This is a genomic window from Nonomuraea sp. 3-1Str (assembly GCF_031570565.1).
Lineage (GTDB): Bacteria > Actinomycetota > Actinomycetes > Streptosporangiales > Streptosporangiaceae > Nonomuraea.
Genome location: NZ_JALHBK010000025.1, coordinates 89114 through 110492 on the forward strand (window position 1 = coordinate 89114; position 21379 = coordinate 110492).

Annotated in this window: 23 protein-coding genes; 12 read left to right on the forward strand and 11 right to left on the reverse strand. The window is 70.7% G+C overall.

Annotation, left to right across the window (positions count from 1 at the left end; all coding sequences use genetic code 11):
- The first annotated feature begins 162 nt into the window (after positions 1–162).
- The 4 genes from MTP10_RS31390 to MTP10_RS31405 all read left to right on the forward strand — a co-directional run bounded on the left by MTP10_RS31390 (position 163) and on the right by MTP10_RS31405 (position 5416).
- Positions 163–1905: a cellulase family glycosylhydrolase gene (locus MTP10_RS31390; RefSeq protein ID WP_310713826.1), complete on the forward strand. Its 1743-nt coding sequence runs from the start codon at positions 163–165 to the stop codon at positions 1903–1905.
- A 79-nt stretch (positions 1906–1984) separates the two neighbouring features.
- Positions 1985–3085 carry a cellulose binding domain-containing protein gene (locus MTP10_RS31395; RefSeq protein WP_310713829.1) on the forward strand — a complete coding sequence of 367 codons (1101 nt, stop codon included), beginning with the start codon at positions 1985–1987 and terminating at the stop codon, positions 3083–3085.
- 85 nt (positions 3086–3170) lie between these two features.
- The gene (locus MTP10_RS31400) at positions 3171–3965 is read left to right on the forward strand and encodes an SDR family oxidoreductase (RefSeq protein ID WP_310713830.1); all 795 of its coding nucleotides are present in this window, start codon (positions 3171–3173) and stop codon (positions 3963–3965) included.
- A gap of 71 nt (positions 3966–4036) precedes the next feature.
- Complete coding sequence (locus MTP10_RS31405) at positions 4037–5416, forward strand: FAD-dependent monooxygenase (protein WP_310713831.1); 1380 nt, start codon at positions 4037–4039, stop codon at positions 5414–5416.
- A 247-nt stretch (positions 5417–5663) separates the two neighbouring features.
- On the opposite strand, the gene MTP10_RS31410 is transcribed toward MTP10_RS31405, so the two are convergent.
- Positions 5664–6308, reverse strand: coding sequence for an alpha/beta hydrolase (locus MTP10_RS31410; RefSeq protein WP_310713832.1), 645 nt, complete (start codon positions 6306–6308; stop codon positions 5664–5666).
- A complete protein-coding gene (locus tag MTP10_RS31415; RefSeq protein ID WP_310713834.1) occupies positions 6299–6430 on the reverse strand; it encodes a hypothetical protein in 132 nt (43 codons plus the stop codon). Before MTP10_RS31415 ends, MTP10_RS31410 begins: the two co-directional genes overlap by 10 nt.
- Positions 6431–6859: 429 nt before the next feature.
- Between MTP10_RS31415 and MTP10_RS31420 the strand changes: the two genes are divergently transcribed.
- Positions 6860–7486, forward strand: coding sequence for a cytochrome P450 (locus MTP10_RS31420; RefSeq protein WP_310713835.1), 627 nt, complete (start codon positions 6860–6862; stop codon positions 7484–7486).
- Between the two features lie 220 nt (positions 7487–7706).
- Here MTP10_RS31420 and MTP10_RS31425 read toward each other — a convergent pair whose 3' ends face one another.
- A complete protein-coding gene (locus MTP10_RS31425; protein WP_310713837.1) occupies positions 7707–8060 on the reverse strand; it encodes an antibiotic biosynthesis monooxygenase in 354 nt (117 codons plus the stop codon).
- A gap of 391 nt (positions 8061–8451) precedes the next feature.
- On the opposite strand from MTP10_RS31425, the gene MTP10_RS31430 reads away from it, so the two are divergent.
- The 3 genes from MTP10_RS31430 (at position 8452) to MTP10_RS31440 (ending at position 11451) form a co-directional block, all read left to right on the forward strand.
- Positions 8452–9348 (forward strand): alpha/beta hydrolase, encoded by an 897-nt coding sequence (locus MTP10_RS31430; protein WP_310713838.1) that lies wholly within the window; start codon positions 8452–8454, stop codon positions 9346–9348.
- Between the two features lie 71 nt (positions 9349–9419).
- Positions 9420–9896, forward strand: coding sequence for a nuclear transport factor 2 family protein (locus MTP10_RS31435; RefSeq protein WP_310713839.1), 477 nt, complete (start codon positions 9420–9422; stop codon positions 9894–9896).
- Positions 9897–10035: 139 nt separating this feature from the next.
- Positions 10036–11451 (forward strand): MFS transporter, encoded by a 1416-nt coding sequence (locus MTP10_RS31440; RefSeq protein WP_310713841.1) that lies wholly within the window; start codon positions 10036–10038, stop codon positions 11449–11451.
- 26 nt (positions 11452–11477) lie between these two features.
- Here the strand turns inward: MTP10_RS31440 and MTP10_RS31445 are convergent, their stop codons facing one another.
- The 3 genes from MTP10_RS31445 to MTP10_RS31455 are packed head-to-tail and all read right to left on the reverse strand — an operon-like array spanning position 11478 to position 13411.
- Positions 11478–12377 (reverse strand): LysR family transcriptional regulator, encoded by a 900-nt coding sequence (locus tag MTP10_RS31445; protein ID WP_310713844.1) that lies wholly within the window; start codon positions 12375–12377, stop codon positions 11478–11480.
- Positions 12364–12681, reverse strand: a complete 318-nt coding sequence (locus tag MTP10_RS31450) for a recombinase family protein (RefSeq protein WP_310713846.1) — start codon at positions 12679–12681, stop codon at positions 12364–12366. Before MTP10_RS31450 ends, MTP10_RS31445 begins: the two co-directional genes overlap by 14 nt.
- A gap of 4 nt (positions 12682–12685) precedes the next feature.
- Positions 12686–13411: a dienelactone hydrolase family protein gene (locus MTP10_RS31455; protein WP_310713848.1), complete on the reverse strand. Its 726-nt coding sequence runs from the start codon at positions 13409–13411 to the stop codon at positions 12686–12688.
- Positions 13412–13569: 158 nt separating this feature from the next.
- Between MTP10_RS31455 and MTP10_RS31460 the strand changes: the two genes are divergently transcribed.
- The 3 genes from MTP10_RS31460 (at position 13570) to MTP10_RS42070 (ending at position 15079) form a co-directional block, all read left to right on the forward strand.
- Positions 13570–14109 carry an LD-carboxypeptidase gene (locus tag MTP10_RS31460; protein WP_310713850.1) on the forward strand — a complete coding sequence of 180 codons (540 nt, stop codon included), beginning with the start codon at positions 13570–13572 and terminating at the stop codon, positions 14107–14109.
- A gap of 142 nt (positions 14110–14251) precedes the next feature.
- The gene (locus tag MTP10_RS31465; RefSeq protein WP_310713852.1) at positions 14252–14722 is read left to right on the forward strand and encodes a lamin tail domain-containing protein; all 471 of its coding nucleotides are present in this window, start codon (positions 14252–14254) and stop codon (positions 14720–14722) included.
- A 138-nt stretch (positions 14723–14860) separates the two neighbouring features.
- Positions 14861–15079 (forward strand): DUF4158 domain-containing protein, encoded by a 219-nt coding sequence (locus tag MTP10_RS42070; RefSeq protein ID WP_397334538.1) that lies wholly within the window; start codon positions 14861–14863, stop codon positions 15077–15079.
- On the opposite strand, the gene MTP10_RS31470 is transcribed toward MTP10_RS42070, so the two are convergent.
- From MTP10_RS31470 to MTP10_RS31480, 3 genes are all read right to left on the reverse strand, one after another.
- Positions 15028–15519 carry a hypothetical protein gene (locus MTP10_RS31470; RefSeq protein ID WP_310713855.1) on the reverse strand — a complete coding sequence of 164 codons (492 nt, stop codon included), beginning with the start codon at positions 15517–15519 and terminating at the stop codon, positions 15028–15030. The two genes, MTP10_RS42070 and MTP10_RS31470, sit on opposite strands and share 52 nt — an antisense overlap.
- A gap of 279 nt (positions 15520–15798) precedes the next feature.
- On the reverse strand, positions 15799–16953 hold the full coding sequence (locus MTP10_RS31475; protein WP_310713857.1) for a macrolide family glycosyltransferase: 1155 nt from the start codon (positions 16951–16953) through the stop codon (positions 15799–15801).
- Between the two features lie 63 nt (positions 16954–17016).
- Positions 17017–18486: an MFS transporter gene (locus MTP10_RS31480; RefSeq protein WP_310713859.1), complete on the reverse strand. Its 1470-nt coding sequence runs from the start codon at positions 18484–18486 to the stop codon at positions 17017–17019.
- Positions 18487–18656: 170 nt separating this feature from the next.
- Here MTP10_RS31480 and MTP10_RS31485 point away from each other — a divergent pair, with 170 nt between their 5' ends.
- Entirely contained in the window at positions 18657–19346 is a 690-nt protein-coding gene (locus MTP10_RS31485; protein WP_310713861.1) for a TetR family transcriptional regulator, read from the forward strand.
- Positions 19347–19555: 209 nt separating this feature from the next.
- Here the strand turns inward: MTP10_RS31485 and MTP10_RS31490 are convergent, their stop codons facing one another.
- Together MTP10_RS31490 and MTP10_RS31495 are read right to left on the reverse strand one after the other, a co-directional pair.
- A complete protein-coding gene (locus MTP10_RS31490) occupies positions 19556–20338 on the reverse strand; it encodes a WYL domain-containing protein (protein ID WP_310713863.1) in 783 nt (260 codons plus the stop codon).
- A 12-nt stretch (positions 20339–20350) separates the two neighbouring features.
- Positions 20351–21340: an alpha/beta hydrolase fold domain-containing protein gene (locus MTP10_RS31495; RefSeq protein WP_310713865.1), complete on the reverse strand. Its 990-nt coding sequence runs from the start codon at positions 21338–21340 to the stop codon at positions 20351–20353.
- Positions 21341–21379 lie beyond the last annotated feature (39 nt).

The window sequence follows — 21379 nt, forward strand, 5'->3', positions numbered from 1 at the left end:
GAGGTCGGCATGGATGCCGGCCCGGAGGCCACCGGAGCCGGCTTGCGGAGGCTCCGCAAAGGGGCAGATCGTTTGGGAGCGCTCCCACCCCCCTTTGGAGGGCCGATGCCGTCACGGAGAACCCTCATGCACATGCCCCGGAACCCGTGGCGCAGACCCTTGATGGCAGCAGCTGCCGTGCTGCTCGCCGGATCAGGACTCGCCACCGTCCAGACCGCCGCCGACGCCGCCGTGGCGTGTTCGGCCACCTACGCCAAGAGCTGGGACAACGGCACCGGTTTCGGTGCCTCCATCACGGTGACCAACACCGGCGACCCGCTGACCACCTGGGCCCTGAGCTTCGACTTCCCCGGCAACCAGGTGATCACCCAGATGTGGGGCGGCGTGCCGACCCCGGCCGCACCCACTCCCGCGGGTGCGGCCGTCACCGTCAAGCCGGAGTCGTACAACGCCGCCAAGGGCACCGGCGCGACCTGGACCGTCGGCTTCAACGGCACCTACACCGGCGCCAACACGTCCCCGACCGTGTCGTGCACCGGCACCGGCTCCGGAGGGACGCAGCAGGCCCTGGTGGTCTCGCCCACCAGCGTGAGCGTGCCGGAGGGCAGAACCGGCGCCTACACGGTGCGCCTGCAGTCCCAGCCGTCCGGCAACGTGACCGTCACCAGCACCGCGGGCACCGGCGACGGCGACATCACCGTGACCGGCGGCGCCGGCCTCACCTTCACCGCCGCCAACTGGAGCACCCCGCAGACCGTGACGCTCGGCGCCGCGGAGGACGCCGACAGCACCAACGGCACCCGGCCGATCAGCGTCGCCTCCTCCGGCCTGACCTCCGTCACCGTCAACGCCACCGAGGCCGACAACGACGCCGTCACCGGCGGCGCGGCGCCCGCCCTGCGCGTCTCCGGCAACCGGCTGGTCACCTCCGCCGGCGCCACGTACCGGCTGCTGGGCGTCAACCGGGCGAGCGGCGAGTTCGCCTGCGTCCAGGGCAAGGGCATGTGGGACAGCGGTCCCGTGGACCAGGCGTCGGTCGACGCGATGAAGGCCTGGAACATCCACGCGGTCCGCATCCCGCTGAACGAGGAGTGCTGGAACGGCACCAACGGCACACCCAGCGGCGCCACGTACCAGCAGAACGTCAAGGACTACGTGAACCTGCTCGTCGCCAACGGCATCACGCCGATCGTGGAGATGCACTGGAACTACGGCCAGTACACCGGCCAGGGCGCCGGCTGCTCCGACACCACGGCGACCTGCCAGAAGCCGATGCCCGACGCGCAGTACGCGCCGACGTTCTGGAAGGGCGTGGCCACCGCCTTCAAGGGCAACAACGCGGTCGTCTTCGACCTGTTCAACGAGCCGTACCCGGACGCCGCCGCCAACTGGAACGCGACCGCGGGATGGACCTGCTGGCGCGACGGCGGCACCTGCACCGGCATCGGCTACCAGGTGGCCGGCATGCAGTCACTGGTGGACACGGTGCGTGCCACCGGAGCCACCAACGTGATCATGCTCGGTGGCCTGGCCTGGTCCAACGACCTCAGCCAGTGGCTCACCTACAAGCCGTCCGACCCGGCCGGCAACCTCATGGCCGCCTGGCACACCTACAACTTCAACACCTGCTCCAACGTCTCCTGCTGGGACAGCCAGGTCGGCGCCGTCGCCGCGCAGGTGCCGGTGCACGCCGGCGAGATCGGCCAAAACTCCTGCGCCCACGACTACATCGACCAGGTCATGGCGTGGGCCGACGCGCACGGCGTCGGATACACGGCCTGGACGTGGAACCCGTGGGGCTGCAGCCAGGGCAACGTGCTCATCGAGGACTACAACGGAACCCCCACCAGCACCTACGGCGCGGGCTTCAAGGCACACCTGCTCACCCAGAACCCCCTGTCCTAGACAGAACCGTCCTAGAACCGGCTTCCGGCCGGGCCCGCCGCGATCCGGCGGGCCCGGCCGGGTCCATCGGGAGTGAGCCATGCTTCGCAGATCCCACCTGTACGCCGCCCTGGCCGCCCTCCTCGCGGCACTCACCCTCGGCGCCGGCCTGTACGCGCCTCCGGCGGCCGGCGTACGCGCCCTTTCCGCGGCGGCGCCCGTCCGCATCATGCCGCTCGGCGACTCCATCACCGCGGGGCCCGGCTGCTGGCGCGCCATGCTCTGGCACCGTCTGCAGACGGCCGGATACACGAACATCGACTTCGTCGGCAGCGTCCCCGACGGCGGCTGCGGTTACGGCTACTCCTACGACGGCGACAACGAGGGCCACGGCGGGTACGCCGCCACCGGCATCGCCGACCAGAACCAGCTCCCACCATGGCTGGACGCGGCCAGACCGGACATCGTCCTCATGCACCTGGGCACCAACGACATGTGGGGCGGCTACCTCCCCACCTCCACCGTCCTGGCCGCGTACACGAAGCTGGTCGGCCAGATGCGGGCGAACAACCCCGACATGAAGATCATCGTGGCGCAGATCATCCCCATGAACCCGTCCGGCTGCACCACCTGCGCGGCCGACGTGACGGCGCTGGACAAGGCGATCCCGGGCTGGGCGGCCGGCCTCACCACCACCCGGTCGCCGATCGTCGTCGTGGACCAGTGGACCGGCTTCGACACGGCCACCGACACCGGCGACGGGGTGCACCCCAACGACACCGGCTTCCAGAAGATGGCCGACCGCTGGTACCCGGCGCTCGCGCGGGTCCTGGACGGCGTGATCCCTTCGTCCTCGCCCTCACCCAGCCCCTCGCCGTCGCCTTCACCGACCGGGGGACGATGCGCCGCCACCTACCGGCTGATCTCCCAGTGGGGCGGCTCCTTCCAGGCCGAGGTCACGGTCAGGAACGAATCCCCGGCCGCGTCGGCCGCCTGGACGGCGACCTTCACCTTCGTCGACGGCCAGCGGGTCAGCCAGTCGTGGAACACCACGCTCACCCAGAGCGGAGCCGCCGTCACCGCCCGCGACGCGGGCTACAACGGCGCCCTGGCGGCCGGCGCGTCGGCCACGTTCGGCTTCATCGCGAGCTGGAACGGCAGCGTCAACACCCCGCCGCAGGTGACCTGCACACTCGGTTGACCCCATCGGATCCGACATTCACCGCCCATCTCTGGGCACGTCCTACGCCGGTCGGTCGAAAGACGACCCGGAAAGGACGCAACCGATGAACATCGATCTGTCGGGCCGCCGGGCCCTGGTCTCCGGATCCAGCCAGGGCATCGGCCTGGCCATCGCCACCGAGCTGGCCCGCGCCGGCGCCGCCGTCGTCGTGAACGGGCGCGGCCAGGAGAAGACCGAGCGGGCGGCCGCCACCATCACCGGCCGGCTGCCGGACGCGGACGTGACCGCCGTGGCCGCCGACCTGGCGACCGCGGACGGCGCGGCCGGGCTCCTCGGCCGGGTGCCCGACGTGGACATCCTCGTCAACAACCTCGGCATCTTCGGCGCCAGGCCCGTGCTGGAGATCGACGACGACGAGTGGCGCCGCTACTTCGAGGTCAACGTCCTGTCGGCCGTCCGCCTCACCCGCACCTACCTGCCCGGCATGATGGAGCGCGGCTGGGGGAGGGTGCTCAACATCGCGAGCGACTCGGCGGTGGTCATCCCCGTCGAGATGGTGCACTACGGCATGACCAAGACCGCGCTGCTGGCGGTCACGCGCGGCTTCGCCAAGGCCGCCGCGGGGAGCGGCGTCACCGTCAACTCGGTCATCGTCGGTCCCACGCACACGCCGGGCGTCGAGATCTTCGTCGAGGACCTCGTCGGCGACGACCTGCCCTGGGACGAGGCGCAGCGGCGGTTCATGCGCGAGCACCGCCCGAGCTCCCTCATCCAGCGGCTGATCGAGCCGTCCGAGGTCGGCAACATGGTCGTCTACCTCAGCTCGGATCACGCCTCCGCCACCACGGGCGGCGCCATCCGCGCCGACGGCGGCTACGTCGACTCGATCCTGCCGTGACCACGCCACCTGGCCACCCGCCGGCAGGGCGGTGACAGGGATATGGCAGCGCGCCCTGGCACGGTCGGGGCATGACGGAGAAGACGAACGTGCTCATCGTCGGCAGCGGCCCCACGGGGCTCACGCTCGCGGTGGAGCTGGCCAGGCGCGGGATCGGCCACCGCGTCGTGGAACGGGCGCCGGAGCCCTCGCTCGGTTCCAAGGGCAAGGGGCTGCAGCCCCGCACGCAGGAGATCTTCGACGATCTCGGCGTGATCGACCGCGTGCTGGCGTCCGCGACGGTCTACCCGCCGCTGCGGGTGCGGGTCGGCCCGGTGCCGGTGTACCAGGGGCGCATGCACAAGCGGGCCACGGCGACGGACGCCGTGCCGTACCCGATGGTGGTGATGCATCCGCAGTGGCGCACCGAGCGGGTCCTGCGCGAACGGCTGGCGGAGCTGGGCGGGAAGGTGGAGTACGGCGCGGAGCTGACCGGCTTCGAGCAGGACGCGGGAGGGGTGACGGCCACGCTGCGCACGGGGGGAGCCGTGCGAGCCGACTACCTGGTCGCGGCCGACGGCGGCAGGAGTTTCGTGCGCAAGGCGCTCGGTGTCGGGTTCGCCGGCGAGACCCGCGAGGAGGAGCGCATGGCGCTGGGCGACGTACGCGTCGAGGGGCTCGACCGGCACCACATCCACGTCTGGGTCCGGCCGGGCAGGGGTATGGTCGCGCTGTACCCGATGGCCGGCACCGACACGTTCCAGCTGCTCGCCCCGCTCAGGCCGGGCGTGACCCCGGACCTGACACTGTCCGGCTTCCAAAGGATCTTCGCCGAGCGGTCGATGCTGCGCGGGACGCGCGTCACCGAGGTGCTGTGGTCCTCGCTCTACCGGGTGAACATCCGGCTGGCGGACAGGTACCGGGACGGCCGGGTCTTCCTGGCCGGGGACGCCGTCCACGTGCACTCGCCCGCGGGCGGGCAGGGCCTCAACACCGGCGTGCAGGACGCGTACAACCTGGGCTGGAAACTCGCGCGCGTCCTGGGCGGGGCGCCGCGGTCGCTGCTGGACACCTATGAGGAGGAACGCCGCCCGATCGCGGCCCGCGTCCTCGGCCTCAGCACCGACCTGCTCGACAAGAAGACCTTCAAGCGCGACGAGGAGACCTACCAGCTGCAGGTTGGCTACCGGGGCGCGGCGCTGGCCCGCAGCGGCGGGGACCGGGTGCCCGACGGGCCGCTGCGCCTGGCCGACGGCAGCCGGGCGCGCATGTTCGACCTGCTGCGCGGCCCGCACTTCACGCTGCTCTCGCCGGATCCCGCGCCCAGGGTGCCGGACGGGCCTCGGGTACGGGCGTACGTGCCGGCCGACCCGTACGGCGGGGTACGGCACACCCTCATCCGGCCGGACGGATATGTCGGCATCTCCACTGACTCCTCCGACGAGCTCGCCGCGTACCTCGCCATGGTCTGACGCGGCCGGGATTAGCCCGAGGTCGATCGCGCCTGCCGGATGCCGCCGTGAGCGCACCACGGCGAACCCGGCGGCGGCCGCGGATGCGGCCAGGCGTACTCCTCGCGGGCGAACCGCGCCTACCGCGCCGACGCGGGACCAAGGCGGCTACGTGGCGGGACTCCAACTACGCGGATGGATACGCAGCCAGAACCCGGGGCCGCGGTGGAGGCGCCCGGCCGCAAGCCGGACGCCGCGACCGCTCAGGTCAGGCCGACGCGGTGACCTCTCCGCCAAGGTGCCGGGCGAAGAACCGGACCGCGCTGTCGACCTCGAACCGAGGCAGTTCCTTGTGCTTGCCCGAGTTCACGTGCAACGACTTCTCCTTCGAGGCGAAGGCGTCGAACAGCGCGAGACCCTCCTCACGCGAGATGTGCTCGTCGTCCCACTGCATGTCGAACTCGATCGGGATGGTGATCTGCTTCGCCTTCTCGGCCAGGACATCAGGCCAGTGCTGACCGAAGACCGCGGCGGTGATCCTGGGTTCGATCGCCACGAACGGTATGCCGATGGCGGTGCCCATGTTGATGCCCCAGAAACCGACCGGCCCGTCGGTGCCGATCTCCGGGAGTTCCTGGAGGGCATCCAGGGTCGCCTGGTACTCGGGCACGGCGAGCTCCGCCAGGTGGTCGTTGTAGCGCACGACGATCGGGCCTTCCGGCTCGCCCGCCGCCCTCGCCCGGAACAACTCGGCGATCTCCGCCTCGTCGTGCGCCGTGCGCGGCCGGTCGCCGTGACCGGGCGCGTCGATGACGGCGACATGGAAGCCGCAGCCGGTCACGAGGCGCTGGGCGCGGCCGGACATCGCCGGGTGTTTCTTGTGGTTGCCGCCGCCGTGGGCCATCAGGACCAAGGGCGCGCGATCGGCGCATCGGAGGCCGGCGACCAGATGACACCGGGGACGTCGCCCACGGTGAAGTCACGTTCGAGCATGCCGTTCGACGACGACTCGGCGGTGAACTGCAGAGAGTGCACGGGTGTTGCCTTTCGGGAGTGCCTTGTCATATAGGCGCTCCCGGCGACACCTACGTCAATCGCCCGACCGTGACGACAGGGGGAGCACCCACCATGGATACGTTCATGGGTCTCACCTCCTCGGACGGTGTCGCGGTCGGCTGCAAGCTACCAGGCCGCCCGCGACCTCGTCCAACCCTTTCCCCCCACGTGATCACAACGCAGAGCCCGCTTCGTGCGGCGGTTCTCGCGCGGCGGGACGCTCGTTCAGGTTGTCGCCCTTACGCGCGAGTCGCCCTGGGGCCGTGCACCGGCCGGCGTCTACGGTTCACCGCTCTGGCCCGCCGGGCTGCGGCTGACCCTCGGGGCCGTTGCCCGGGCCCAGGATCGGCTGGGAAGCTCGGGCCCTCCGGCATCCCGGGCTCCTCCGTCGCAGCGACGATCCAGCTCATGACCTACTACGGGCAGCTCATCGCCGATCGCCGCGCCCGCCCGGGCGACGACATGGTGTCTGCCCTCATCGCCGCAGAGATCGACGGGCAGCGGCTGTCCGACCAGGACATCGGCGCGGTGTTGCTGCTGCTCGGCGTGGCCGGCAACGAGTCCACCACGAAGATCCTCGGCAACGCCTGGTACCAGGCAGCCGTCCATCCCGGCCAGCGGCGCATCGCCTTTCAGCCCGGCCGGATCGGCGATTGGGTGGAGGAGACGCTCCGTTGCGACTCCTCAGGCCAGATGACGGCACGGCTCGTCACCAGCGATGTGGAGTGGCATGACACCGTGGTCCCGGCCGGCTCCCGGCTACTGCTGATCTTCGCTGCCGCCAACCACGACCCGCGCGTCTTCCCGAACCCGGAGATGTTCGACCTCGACCGCGACACCTCCCGCACGTTGGCGTTCGGGACAGGCCCGCACTTCTGCCTCGGAGCGAGCCTGGCCCGCCTCGAAGCCCGTATCGTGCTGGAGGAGTTGGTCGCCGCCGTACACGAGGACTACGGCGTAGGCACACCCGTGCGCGTGCACCACCCGAACATCCACGGCTTGAGCAGCCTGCCGACCACCGTCAAGGCCCGCTAGCCAGGGGACGCGGCCGACGCCGGCCAAGATGCCGATCCGGTCGCCGCTGACACCTTCGGAGATCCCGTCAGGGCGCCAGTCGGTGAACCGGGACCAGGCCGGGCTCGACTCCGCTGGATCGGGCTCACGAGGGCACGCCGACCCGTTCGATGAGAGCCTGTGGCGGGACGGTCGCTGAGGTGACTTCGCGGGGACGACCTGCTGCCGGGCGCTGCGGGACCTAAGTTCGGATGAACCCGTGGCTCCGCTCCACTTTCGCCACATGCAGCGTGTAGCTCTGGTACCACTCGACTTGCCCGCGCTTCTGCGCCGCGCGGTGCTCGGGGTTGGACCGCCATTCCGTGAGGGCGTCGGCGTCGCGGAAGTACCCGACGGTGATGCCCAGCCCACCAGGAGTCTGCGCGTGATCCATCCCCAGGAACCCAGGGATGTCCTTCACCAGCTCTTCCATGCGTGCGTTGGTCTCGCTGTAGCCGCTCTGCTCCTGGGTTCGCACCGTCGTGAAGACAGCCACGTAGTAGGGGGGTTCATAGGCCTCGACGGGCGTGACAGGCGCTTCGGAGTGATTGCTCATGGCGCCACTGTAAGGCCGGGTGCGCCCAACGATCCTTCCCGTGCCGCACCGCCGCTTCGACTCACGGTCCGGGCGGCGGGAGTGCTCACTCACCGGCACCGAGTCTGCCGGCGCGGCGCTCCCATCAGGCGGAGGTCAGGTCGGCATCCGGCCGCAGGCTGTTAGCCACGCTAAACGTGCCTTGAGAGATTGGGCGTTGCCCGGCCGGAGCGTCAGATGCCAGCGTGTCGGGGACGGCGAGCGGGCAATGCTGCCGGTCCATCAACGCGGCTGCGGCCAGCGCGGTCCACGCGGTGTGCTCAACCGACGGTCTCCTCAGGTGGCCGTCGCGAGGCGGTTGGTCGTCGGCTGACGTGCCATATCCCTTCCTGCCTCGAAAGAGAGTCTCGACATGCCCCTACCAGAACAGGTCAGCTTCACCGGTGCTGCGGCAAAGCTCGCCGGTCACCTCTTTCTGCCCGACAACGCTGACCCTGACGCCGCCCCTGCGCCGGGGGTCGTGGTCGCAGGTACCTGGACCAGCGTCAAGGAGCAGATGGCCGACCGGTATGCCGAGCAGTTGGCCCGGCGTGGCTTTGCGGCGCTGTCGTTCGACTTCACCGGCTACGGCGAATCGGGCGGTGAGCCGCGCGACTTCGAGTCGCCGGAGCTGAAGGTCCGGGACGTCCGGGCGGCGGCCGACTTCTTGTCCGGGCATCCGGCGGTGGGTGACGGAGTCCTGGGCGCGTTGGGCGTCTGCGCCGGCGCGATGTACGCGAGCGCCCTCGCCGCCGAGGACGCGAGGGTGGGGTCGCTTGCCCTGGTGGCGCCGTGGCTGCACGACCGGCGTATCTGTGAGGAGAACTATGGCGGTCCGGAGGGCATCGAGGCGAAGAAGGCGGCCGCGGCCGAGGCTCGGCGCAGGTACGAGGAGACCGGGGAGGTCGACTACGTGCCGGTGGTCAGCGGCAGCGACCCGAACGCGGCCATGCCCTTCGACATCGACTTCTACCTCGACCCGCAGCGCGGCGGTATCCCGCAGTGGTCCAACCGGTTCGCGGTCATGGCCTGGACCGGGTGGCTGGACTTCGACGCCGTCGCGATCGCGCCGCGGTTGACCGCACCCGTGCTGCTGGTGCACAGCGAGGACGCCGCCATCCCGGACGGCGCCCGCCGCTTCCACGCAGATCTCGCCGGGTCCAGGCATTTCCTGTGGACCGAGGGCACCCAGTTCGACTTCTACGACCAGTCACCACAGGTCGGCTTCGCCGCGGATGCGGCGGCCGAGCACTTCGCCCGCACGCTGTGAGCGCCCGGCGCTCGCACCCCCGCCCCCCGGCCACTCCACTCATCGCCCCTACAGCAGGAGGTCACCTCGTCATGTCCGAGTCCTTTGCGGCCGTTGCACCGTCCCCGTCCGAGGCCAGGATCGAGGTGGTCGAGACGTGCACCCGGATGGCGGTGCACGCGGACCGCCGGGAATGGACGCTCCTGCGCGGCCTGTTCGCCGAAAAGGTGCTCCTCGACTACACAAGCCTCAACGGCGGCGACCCGATCCAGCTCACTCCTCAGGAGATCGTCGATGCCTGGTCGGCGACACTCGGTGGCTTCGACGCCACCCAGCACCTGATCGCCAACCACCTGGTCCGCATCGACGGGGTCCATGCTGTGTGCACCGCCTCCTTCCAGGCCACACACCGCCTCGCCACCCCGCATGGGGCTCCGTTGTGGACGCTCGGCGGCGACTACCGCTGGGAACTGGCACGGACCGGCGGCCGATGGCTGATCAACTCGGTGGTGATGACGGCGACGTGGGGTGACGGCAACAAGGACCTGCCCGCACAGGCGGCAGGCTGACCGCACGCATGCGCCGTGTGCCGGGGCTCTGTCACACCCCGGCACACGGCTTGCCGGCAGCAGGACCGTCTGTCAGTGGTCTTCCCGCGGCTCCCAGTCTCGGTTGCGCACCTATCTGAAACGCCTCAGGAGTGCTCTGATGAAATCCCTGTCCAAGCCCTCTTCTGCCGCCCGCGCCGCGGCCGCTGCGCCGGAGGCGGCCCGGGGCGGATCCCCCATGGTGCTCGGCGCCGCCCTGCTGGGCTTCTTTCTCATCTCGCTGGACGCGTTGATCGTCACCGTCGCGCTGCCCGACATCGGCCGCAGCCTTGGTGGCGGCATGTCCGGCCTGCAGTGGGTGGTGGACGGATACGCGCTGATGTTCGCCGCCCTGATGCTCTCCGCCGGCGCCCTCTCCGACCGCATCGGGGCCCGGCGGGCGTTCGGCGGCGGGCTGGTGCTCTTCGCGCTGACCTCGGCCGCGTGCGGATTCGCCCCCAACCTCGGCGTGCTGGTGGCGGCGCGGCTGGTGCAGGGGGCCGCGGCGGCGGTGATGATGCCGGCGTCCCTTGCCCTGGTCCGACAGGGCTTCCCCGACCAGGCCAGGCGGGCGCGGGCGATCGCCGTCTGGACCGTGGGCGGCGCGGTCGCGGTGGCGGTCGGTCCGGTGCTCGGCGGGGCACTCACCGCCTCCGTGGGCTGGCGGTGGATCTTCTTCGTCAATCTCCCCGCAGGGCTGCTGGCACTCGCCCTGCTCGCCCGCGTCCCGGCCTCCCCGCGACTGCCCGCGCGGCTGGACGCGGTCGGGCAGGTGACAGCCGTGGTCGCGATGGGCGCGCTGACGTACGGCGTGATCGAGGGCGGCGCCGAGGGCTTCGGCCGGCCGCTCGTGGTGGCGTCGCTCCTGGTGGCCGCGGTCGCGGCAGCCGCCTTCCTCGCCGCGCAGGCCAGGGGCGCGCATCCGATGCTCCCGCTGCCCCTGTTCCGCTCACGGGTCGTGGTGGTGTCGGTGGTGGTCGGCTTCATGCTCAATGCCGCCTACTACGGCGGGGTGTTCGACTTCAGCCTGTACTTCCAGCAGGAGCGTGGTGAGTCGGCGCTGCACGCGGGCCTGATGTTCATACCGATGACAGCACTGGTCGCAGTGGTGAACCTGGCCTCGGCCAGGCTGGCCGGGCGGTTCGGCCCGCGGGTGCCGATAGTGGCAGGGCAACTGGTCGGGACGGCCGGGCTGGCGGCGTTGACCACGGTGGGCGCGCATACCGATGTGTGGGCGGTGGCGGCGCTGATGGTGCCGGTCGGCCTCGGCGGGGCACTCGCGGTGCCGGCGCTGACCGCGATGCTGCTCGACGCGGTACCCCCAGAACGGGCAGGCACCGCCTCCGCCGTGCTCAACACCGCCCGCCAGGTCGGCGGGGCGCTCGCGGTGGCGATCTTCGGGGCGCTGCTGGCAGGGGCGGACACGTTCCTGACCGGAATGCGGTGGAGCATGCTGCTCGCGGCGGCCGGGCTCGTCCTGACGGCGGCCGCGACCCTGGCACTGCCGCGGGGCGGACGACGGGACGCGCAGGCGTGAGCCTTGCCCCGGGCCCGCGCGCCAGGTCACGCCCTGCCGACCGCCTGCGGGGCGAACTCCAGGACGGTCTGTATGAACGCCCGCAGCCCGACCGTGTCGCCTGCGTTACGCCACATCAGCGCGTAGTCGACGGGCGGTGCGTCATCAAACGGGACATAGACGATATCGGGCCGACCGTGGTAACGCCCCGCCCGGACGGTGGCCACCGTTGCCCCCTTGCCCGCCCCGACCAGCGAGAGCACCTCCTGCCATCCGACGGCGGCCGGTCCGTGCCTGATGGGGCGGCCCTGGGGGGTGCGGCGGGGAAAGAAGGCGTCGCGCCAGGCGCGGGAAACCCCGACAGCCGTGATCAGCGGCAGGACTGCCAGGTCCTCCAACGACACCGTTTCCCGTGTCGCCAGGGGATGATCAGCGGGCACGACCAAGGCGCGGGGTTCGGAGAACAGGACGGGGCCCACGATGATGGCAGGGTCTTCGACAGGCGGCTCGGCCACCACCAGGTCGACGTCCTGGCCCTGCAACGCCGCAATGGCCGCGTTGTACGTCAGCTCCTGCAGCTCGACGGTGCACCGGGGCTGGCGCGAGTTGAACGCATCGGCCGCCCGCACGATGAGGGCACCGGACCATGGGGCGGTGAATCCTACGCGTAGCTCACCGCTGATCCCCGCGAAGGCCGCCGAAGCGTTGCCGAGGGCACGTTGAATCTGCTGGTATGCAGGCAGCAGCTCCGCGTAGAGCTGCCGGCCGACCGGGGTGAGGGCCACGTGGTGGCTGCTGCGTTCGAACAACGCGCCGCCGATACGACGTTCTATCTTTTTGATCGTCTGGCTGACCCGACCCGGCGAGACGAGTAGACGTTCGGCGGTGCGCGTGAAGTTGAGCTCCTCAGCCAGGGCCAGGAACGTCTCGATCTCATACCACTCCACTGGACCCCACACCCTGCGCAGCCTCGCTACCGCCGCTTCCGATTGAGCCGTTGGAGTCCGAGCGGCGGGTCACTTTTCCTGCTGAGCCACTGGCGGGATCTTCTGCCAGGGTCTTGTGAACGACGCCGATGCCGTGCAGGAACAGATCGTTGCGGACGATCAGCTCTTCCGGCAGGTTGCGGCCGAGGCGGTCAACCTCCTGAACGGTCAGCAGGTCGCCGTCGCGGATGCGGGACAGTGCGTTCGGCAGCGCGGGCCGGTCGTCGGTGGCGACCTTGGCGCTACCGGCCGAGCTCGGACTCACCACATCACTCCGTTACGGGCAGGCACTCGGCGAGCAGGTCGACGACGTCGCGCCACGCTCGCTGCGCGTGCCGCGGGTGGTGGCCGACGCCGGGGACCACGGGACCGTCGACCGGCGGGTGGTGGAAGGCGTGCAAGGCGCCGCCGTAGACCGTGAGGCGCCAGTCGACGCCCGCGGCCTGCATCTCGGCGGTGAACGCGTCCCGTTGTGCGCGCGGCATGATCGGGTCTTCTGACCCGACCCCGGCCCACACCGGGCAGCGAATGCGCGCCGCCTCGCCCGGTCGGCCCGTGGTCAGTCCGTTGACTGTCCCGATCGCGCGCAGGTTGACGCCGTCGCGCCCGAGCTCCAGCCCGATGATGCCCCCGGTGCCGTAGCCGACGGCGGCGATCCGGTCGGGGTCGGTCCGCGGTTCGGCTCGCAGCACGTCGAGCGCCGCGTGGCCGATGTCCCGCATCCGGTCGGGGTCGGCGAGCAGCGGCATGCAACGGGCCAGCATCTCCTCGGGGTCGGTGAGCAAGCGCCCACCGTGGATGTCGAAGGCCAGCGCCACGTATCCCAGCTCGGCGAGCGCATCGGCTCGGCGGCGCTCGACGTCGCTGAGCCCCGGCCCCTCGGGCCCGACCAGGACCGCGGGCCGGCGGTCGACACCGGCCGGGAGCGCGAGGTGCCCGATCATCGTCAGGCCGTCGGCCGGGTACTCAACCGTGCGCGTAGTAATCGTCGTCATGAGACTGGACTGTAGTGACCGTCCACTTTTGTCGGGCCGGTGTTCACCGCTGGCAGAGTTCACCCCTGGCAGAACCGTGCTGGTGTGCCTCTGACCTGCGGCGATGGCTCACAAGATTCGTCACAAACCCCGTTCCCCTCGCACCCACGGGGACGCTCATGCCCAGCTCGGCGGCGATGTTCTTCTGGTGCAGCACCCGGCGGCCGGTGGAGGGGTCGCGCGGATTGTGCAGCGGCCGCGACACGCCGCACCTCATGGAGAGGACCACGCATGCCGTACTTGGCCGGCTGTCCCAACCGGGGCTGTGGGACCAGCGCTTCGACGCCCAGGAACGCCAGTTGACGATGGTCGGGCCGGACGCCCGCGGCGCGATCCCCTTGCGCCATCGCCCCGGGTCCAAAACCCGCGAGCCCTCTACGGCCGCCACGTCGATGAGCGCGACGCGTTCGGCTCCTCCAGCGTCGCCTCCCGGGTCACCGACCTGCACGAGGCCTTCGGACCCGTCCCTGGCGGCCGTCCTGACGGTCATCGGCGGGTACAACAGCAACGAGCTGCTGCCGTTCCTGGACTGGGAGCTGATCCGCGCCAACCCGAAGATCCTCTGCGGATACTCCGACATCACCGCAGTGCAGAACGCCATTCTGGCCAGAGCCGGGTTGGTCACCTACTCCGGTCCCCTCACCCTCCTCTGTCACTGACGGCAGACGTCACGGGGATGTGCAGGCAGGGCGGCGCCACCTCGTCGGCGAAATCCCCGACCCGCCAAGAAGGTGTGAACGCCGGCCCCTCATGGGGCGTCATACACACGGCCCACACACCCCACTCCCAGAAGGACCACAAGTGCGCCTTGCCGCTTCAGTCGCCGCCATGGTGGCCACCGCCGCTGCTCTCACGCCGGCGGCTCCCGCTCAGGCCGCCGCCCCCACGGTGAAGATCTCCCGGATCTGGTACGACTCGCCCGGCTCGCCGGACTCCGGCGCGAACAGCAACCTCAACGGCGAGTACGTGCAGATCAAGAACGCCGGTCGGAGCGCGGTGAACCTCAGCGGCTGGACCGTCCGCGACAAGACGAGCCGAGCGGACCACGTCTACACCTTCGGCACGTTCACGCTCGGGGCCGGGAAGGCGGTGACCCTGCGCACCGGTAAGGGCCGCGACACCTCCACCACCCTGTACTGGGGCAGGAGCGGCGGCACCTACGCCTACATCTGGAACCAGAGCACGGACACCGGCTACCTCCGCAACGCCCGAGGTCAGCTCGTCCACTCGTGCTCGTACAACAGCGCCCGCGCCGACTACAAGAACTGCTGATGCGGCGGGAGGGGGCCGCACCGTCGTGGTGCGGCCCCCTCCCGCTTGGCGTCGCCCTGTCGCCGCGCCGGCGCTCAGCGGCGGTACGGCGCGTCGCGGAGTACCCCCGCGTACTCGGCACTGCCGGACGTGGTCACAGTGCGCCGACTCGCCTCGGGAACCGGCCCCAGGGCGGGGAATCGGCCCTCGGAGTGTGGAGGAACGAAACGGCTGTTCTTCCTGGACAACGCGGACAAGTCTCTGATCAGGAAGAAAAGGGGTCCGCACCACCGGCTCGGCTATGCCGTCCAGCTGACCAGCGTGCGCTACATCGGCTGGTTCTGGCGGATCCGCTCGACGGGGTGCCAAGCGAGGTGATCGACTATCTGGTGGAGCAGTTGGGGATCGCGGACGCGGCGTAGGGCCCGGTATGGGTGTCGGCCAGGTTGTCCGACCCGACCCGCAGGAGGTCGTCCAGGAGGTTGGTCACCAGTATTGCGGGCTGGAGGTCGACCGTGACGTCCGCCCGCTCGGCCGGGATCGGCGCAGAGCTGGGAGGTCAAGGCGGTGCGGGCCCACTCCTCCCACGTGTCCGGTGACCAGTCGCGGTCGCGGACGAAGATCAGGTAGAGCTGTGGGCTGAGCAGGCCGAACAGCAGGTCCGCCGCCATCTCGACGGAGAGGCCGGGGCGGGCGTCGGGCTTGCCGGCCAGGGCCTCGGCCGCTGCGTACTGCACGGTGTAACGCGGGCCGGGGCCGTCCGGCCATTGCGCGGCGATCTCAGGGTCGGTGGCCGCGGCAGCAGCGATCAGCGGCATGATCGGGGCGACCCGGCCCAGGATCTCGCGGGTGCCGTGGACGTGCGCGCGCAGTTGCGCGGCTGCGGTGGGTTCTGCGCACGCGGCGCGAAACCACTCACGATCCAGCGCAGCATCTGATGGGCCTCGGCGGTGCCCAGCCGTAGCGCCGTCGCGTACACCTCGATGATGATCATCGGTGTGGGTGATCCAGCTCAGGAGGGCACGGCGCGGGCCGCTGCCGCAGTAAATCCGGTATTCACTGCGGCAGGGGGTTGGGCGTGTGTCCCGGCCGCGACCTCACCTGGGCAGGCGGGCCTCGATCGCATCGGCGGCGCGGAGCGCGCCGCCCGCCGCGCGCACGTCGTCCTGCATGGCGCGGAGCCGCTGCCGAGTGGCGGGCTGGTCGAGCAGGCCGCGGACGGCTTCGCGCAGGCGTTCGGCGGTGGCGTCGGCGGGAGCGAGGGTTGAGCCGAGGCCGAGGGCGGCGATGCGGTCGGCGGTGGTCTGCTCTTCGGGGGTGTGTGGGATGGCCACCATCGGCACGGCCGCTGCCAGGGCCTCCATCGTGGAGTTCATGCCGGCGTGGGTGACGAAGGCATCGGCGTGTGCGAGCACGGCGGGCTGGGGGACGTGCTGGTGGGCCTCGATGTTTGCGGGCAGTGGCCCGAGATCGGCGGGGCTGATGCCGCGGCCCACGGACATCACGACGTGGTAGGGCTCGTCGGCGAACGCTTGGATGCAGGTGTGGAAGAAGTCCGGGCGGCTGATGATCGTGCCGAGCGAGACAAGGACCAGCGGACGTCCCGGGGGCGTCCAGTCCTGCGCGGTGGGCAGCCGGGTGGGGCCGACGAACGCATAGCGGTCATCGAAGGTCTCGTTGTGCACGTGGAAGGACTTGGGCTGGTAGACGAGGTTGAACTCGGCGGGCTTGTAGAAATCATGCAGGTGGAGAGGGGGGATGCCGTGCCGGCTGAGGATGGCGGCGAACAGGGTGTCGAACTCGGCCTTGACGGGGCTGGCGGCGAACATGCCGACGATGAACTTCCCGAAGTCGTAGCCCTCGCTGGCGGCGTGGGCGGACCAGGACTGGATTCTGGGGAGACGCCACTTGGCGGCGAGCATCGGGCCGGCCCAGGCGAGCCAGTCGTTGACGATCAGATCCGGCCGGTCGTCGGCGTATCCGGCCTCGATCTGCGGCAGAACGTGCTCCAGTTGCTGGAGCACTGCGAGGGTGGCGCGTGCGGCGGCGTCCATGCCGTCGATCACGATGGTCTCGGCCGGGCGGGGCTCATAGGAGATGCTCTCGGCTCCGGTCGGGCCGATGCGTTCGGCCATCGACTCATCGGCGGGAAAGGTGACGCGGTGGCCACGCTCTACTAGTTCCCGGGCGATCGGCAGGAGGGGGTTGAGGTGACCGGACTCGGCGAGGCTCATGAAGGCGAGGTGGGCCATGACGGATCTCCTTGACAGTGAGGGTGGAACGGCCCGATGCGCAGGATCGGTATCGGGCGGGGGTCAGGCGGCGTCGAGGGCGCTGGAGCTGTCGGCGAGGGGGCGGGTGAGGTTCTTGCCGGGCAGGCCCAGGCAGAGCACGGCACAGATGAGGAAGGTGCCGATCGCCCAGGGGGCCGCGTGGGTGATGGCATCGGTCAGGCCCCGGCTCGCGTGGGTGAAGAAGAGATCACCGATGATGGCGACGCCCAGGGCGCCGCCGAACTGCTGGGCGGTGGAGAAGATGCCGGAGGCGCCGCCCGCGAGGTGCTCGGGTACTGCGGTGAGGACGATGTCGACCAGCGGCACGACCACGAAGCCGAGGCCGATGCCGGCGACGAGCAGGCCGGGCACCAGCGGCCAGGCCCCGGTGTGCCGGGGGGCCGCGTCGGTCAGGGCGCACCAGACCCAGAACAGCCCGCCGGCCATCAGCAGGTTCCCGATGACCAGGACGTTGCGGCCGATCTTGGCGACCAAGGTGACGACGACGGGCGCGGAGATGAAGGAGCCGGCGCTCATGGCGATCATCAGCCCGCCGGCCTGGCTGGGTGTGTAGCCCTGGCCGGTCTGCAGCCAGATGGTGAAGACCAGGAAGAAGCCGGACATGCCTGCTCCGAACAGCAGCTGGATCAGCAGACCCGAGCCGAAAGCCGGCCGCTTGAAGAGCGCGGCGGGTAGCAGCGGGTGCTCGATCCCGCGCCGGGACTCGTAGCCCACCAGGGCGGCAAGGGCCAGGACACCGCCGGCCAGGCAGATCCAGCCCCATGGTGGCCAGCCGTTCGAGCGGCCCTCCACCAGCGCCAGCACGATCGCCACCAGGCACAGCGCGAGGATCAGGTTGCCGGCCACATCGATGCGTCCGCCGGCGCGCTCCCGTGAGGTGGGGATCCACTTCGCGCCCAGCAGCAGGGCCCCGGCGGCGATGGGAATATTCACGACGAAGATGGTGCGCCAGCCCCAGCCGAACAGGTCCCAGTCGGTCAGTACCCCGCCGAGCAGCACGCCCGCGGCGTTCGCGACGCCCGCCGTGACCCCGAACATGGCGAAGACCTTGCCGCGCTCCGCGCCGTCGAACATGGTGCGCAGCGAACCGAGCACCTGCGGCAGCAGGGCCGCGGCGGCCACTCCCTGCACCGCACGGGCGGTGATCAGCTGGCCTGGGTCGGAGGCGATGGCGCTGCCCACGGACGCCAGGGCGAAGCAGGCCACGCCGGTCAGGAACAGCCTCTTGCGGCCGAACCGGTCACCTAGATGCCCCGCGATGATCAGCGTCGCGGCGAACCCGAGCATGTAGGCGGATACCGTCCACTCCAGCTCCGCCGGTGAGCCGTGCAGGCTACGGCCGATGGACGGCAGGGCGGTGTTCACTATCGAGGCGTCGATCAGATCCAGCAGCGCCGCGGTCATCATGACGATCGCGGCGGCCCACCGCTTCGGATACGCCGCCGGCGCTACGGCCGCGGACCCGGTCCCTCGGTCACTCGTACGGGACATGGCCACTTCCTTTGAAGACGCCGCCCGCTCTCGGGCGGCAGCGTCGAAGCCATCCGGCATTGAGGGCACACGGTCGGATCAGCGGCCCGCGGAGCAGTATCAATCTCTCGCGTAAAATAGTCAAATCTGTGATTGATTAACTCGCGCGCACCTATGACAGAATCATGTTCATGTCCACACAGCACACGCCCCAGGACCAGGAACCGGCCGGGCGGCAGCGGACCAGGCGATCGCCCGCCCCACACGAGCGGCAGCGCGACGCTGAGCGCACCAAGGCGCGCATCCTCGATGCTGCCGTGGAGGTGTTCTCCGCCAAGGGCTTCGACCGTGCCCGGGTCACCGACATCGCTGAACGCGCTGGTGTGAACCAGCAGCTCATCTCCTACTACTTCAACAGCAAGCGGGGTCTGTACCAGGAGATCGGCCGCCGCTGGCGGGCCCACGAGGCCGAGACGATCCCTGACGATCTGGACTTCGCCGAGCAGATCAAGCACGGCGTGCGGGCGAGCGTCGACTCCCGCCTCGGCGGGCGCCTGCTCGCCTGGGACGGCCTCTACGACACCGGCGAGGACGATGAGGAGGCGCGGGAACGCAACGCCCAGCTCCAGCACGAGGTGCGAGTGCTCCGCGAGCGGCAGCGCGCCGGTGAGATCGACGATCGCTTCGACCCGGCCGCGCTGATCCTCATCGGCCTAAGCGCCGGCAACGCCCTCGCGGTCTACCCACACCTGGCCCGCGGCCTGTTCGGCACCGACACAGTTTCCCCCGAACTGGTCGAGCACTACGCCGAACAACTCGCCCAGGTGATCCGCTCCCTGTCGGCAGCAGCTCCACCCAGCGTGCCAGACTCTCACAAATAAGTCCCGACCCCCAGTTCCTGGACGTTGGGCTCGCAACCCCGCCTCCGATCAAGGGGAGAGGCGCGCGCTGAACTGGGTGAATGCCATCGGGAACGATGGCCTGGCCGACGGCGTGCCCGAGCGATCGAACCGTTACCACGTGACCGCCAACCGATCACTTTGCTCGCGCAGCCCCCATGGCTCACCCGGGACGTCGGGTGCGACGGAACTCACGAGCCGCCACGGGATCGTCCTGGACGCGCGGCGGCACGAGGCGGTCCAGCGGTGTCGGCCGGTCGCCGGTCCAGGCTGAGGGACCGCAGGGTCTCCGCCCGGCGGACCCGCTCGGCCAGGGCTCGGTCCAGCAGCGGCACCGTACGGGCCGGGCAGGGCTCGTCGCGCAGCTCGGCGGCCAGGACACGGTCCAGGCGGAACCCGCGGCCCGCCCGGCGGCTGCGGCACCAGCCGATCAGGTACCAGGACCCCGAGGCGGTCAGCAGCCCGCCCGGCTCGACCTCGCGCTCGCTCTCCTGCCCCGCCGCGTCGGCGTACCGGATCCACACGACGCGTTGCAGCGCCACCGCCCGCTCGACGATCGGCAGGACGCCGGGCGTGGTGCGGGCGGGCAGCACGTGGATGCGCTCGGTCAGGGCGCGCACCTCCTCCGCGGCGGACTCGCTCAGCGCGGCGGCCAGCTTGCGCATCGCGGTCGGGCCGGCCGCCGAGAACGGGGTCGTTTGCTCGGCCCCGGCCAGCGCCGCCGCCACCGCCAGCGCCTCCGCCGCGGGGAGGTTGATGGGCGGCAGCGCGGTGTCACGGTCGATGACCCAGCCCCCGTGCCGGCCCGCCTCCACGCGCACCGGCACCCCCGCCTCCATCAGCGCCTGCAGGTCGCGCTGCACGGTACGCCGCGACACGCCGTACCGGCCGGCCAGCCACTCCACGGTACGCGGCCGGGGCGCGGCGGCCCGCAGCTCGTCGACCAGGGCGTAGAGGCGTTCGGTACGGTTCATCGCGTCATCAGGCTAGGCCAGGCACCGGCGGACGAACTCCTCCTGGGCGGCCAGCTCCCGCCGGGCCAGCGCCGTGGGGTGCAGCGTGAACCCGTGCCAGCCCTCCTCGGCCACCACCAGCTCGGCCGCGTTGCCGGCCGCGGACCAGCGGGCCGCCATGAACAGGGTGTCGTCGAGCACGGGATCGGCTGTTCCCACGGTGAACCGCGCGAGAGGCAGACCGCGCAGGTCAGCGTAGAGAGGGGAGATGTCGGGACCAAGGCGTTCGTCGGGCGACAGTCCCGGAAGATACTTGCTCCGGAACCATTCCAGGGTCGGCCTGTTGATCAGCCGGTTCCGGTCGCCCGATGCGCGGCTGCTGGGTGTGCCGTGGCCCAGGTCGTAGCCGCCGAAGGAGAGCTGCGCGGCCAGGAACGCCTCGGCGGGCGCCACGGCATGCCGGTCACGCAGCCGCAGGAGCGTGGTGACGGCCAGCCGCGCCCCGGCGGACTCGCCGCCGATGAGCAGCCGCTCCGTGCCGAACTCGGAGGCGGCGTTGGCCAGCAGCCAGAGCGCCGCCTGCTCGGCGTCGTCGTTCCCGGCAGGGTAGGGGTGCTCGGGCGCGAGCCGGTACTCGACGCTGAGCACTGCGACGCCGCAGCCGGCGGCCAGGTCGCGCAGGCGCGGGTCCTGCCCGTCTGCCGAGCCGAACACTCCGCCGCCGCCGTGGAAGTGCAGGAACACCCCCTCCGGCGCCCGCCCGTCCGGCGGGAGAAAGGCCCGGAGCCGGAGCCGGCCGCCGCCGGACGTGGTCACGGTGCGCCAGCTCGCCTCGGGAACCGGCGCCAGGGTGGGGAATCCGCCGCCGCCCGCGCGCTGGAACTCACGAGCCGCCACGGGGTCGTCCTGGACGTGCAGCGGCACGAGGGAGTCGAGCAGCTTCTCCATGTGGTCGTTGACGGCTCGGGTCTCGGCCAGCTCGTCCGGGTCGAGGCCGATCAGGTGCAGGGTCGCTACGTTCATGCGCCCATCGTGTGCCCGTGCCGCGACACCGTTGTGTCA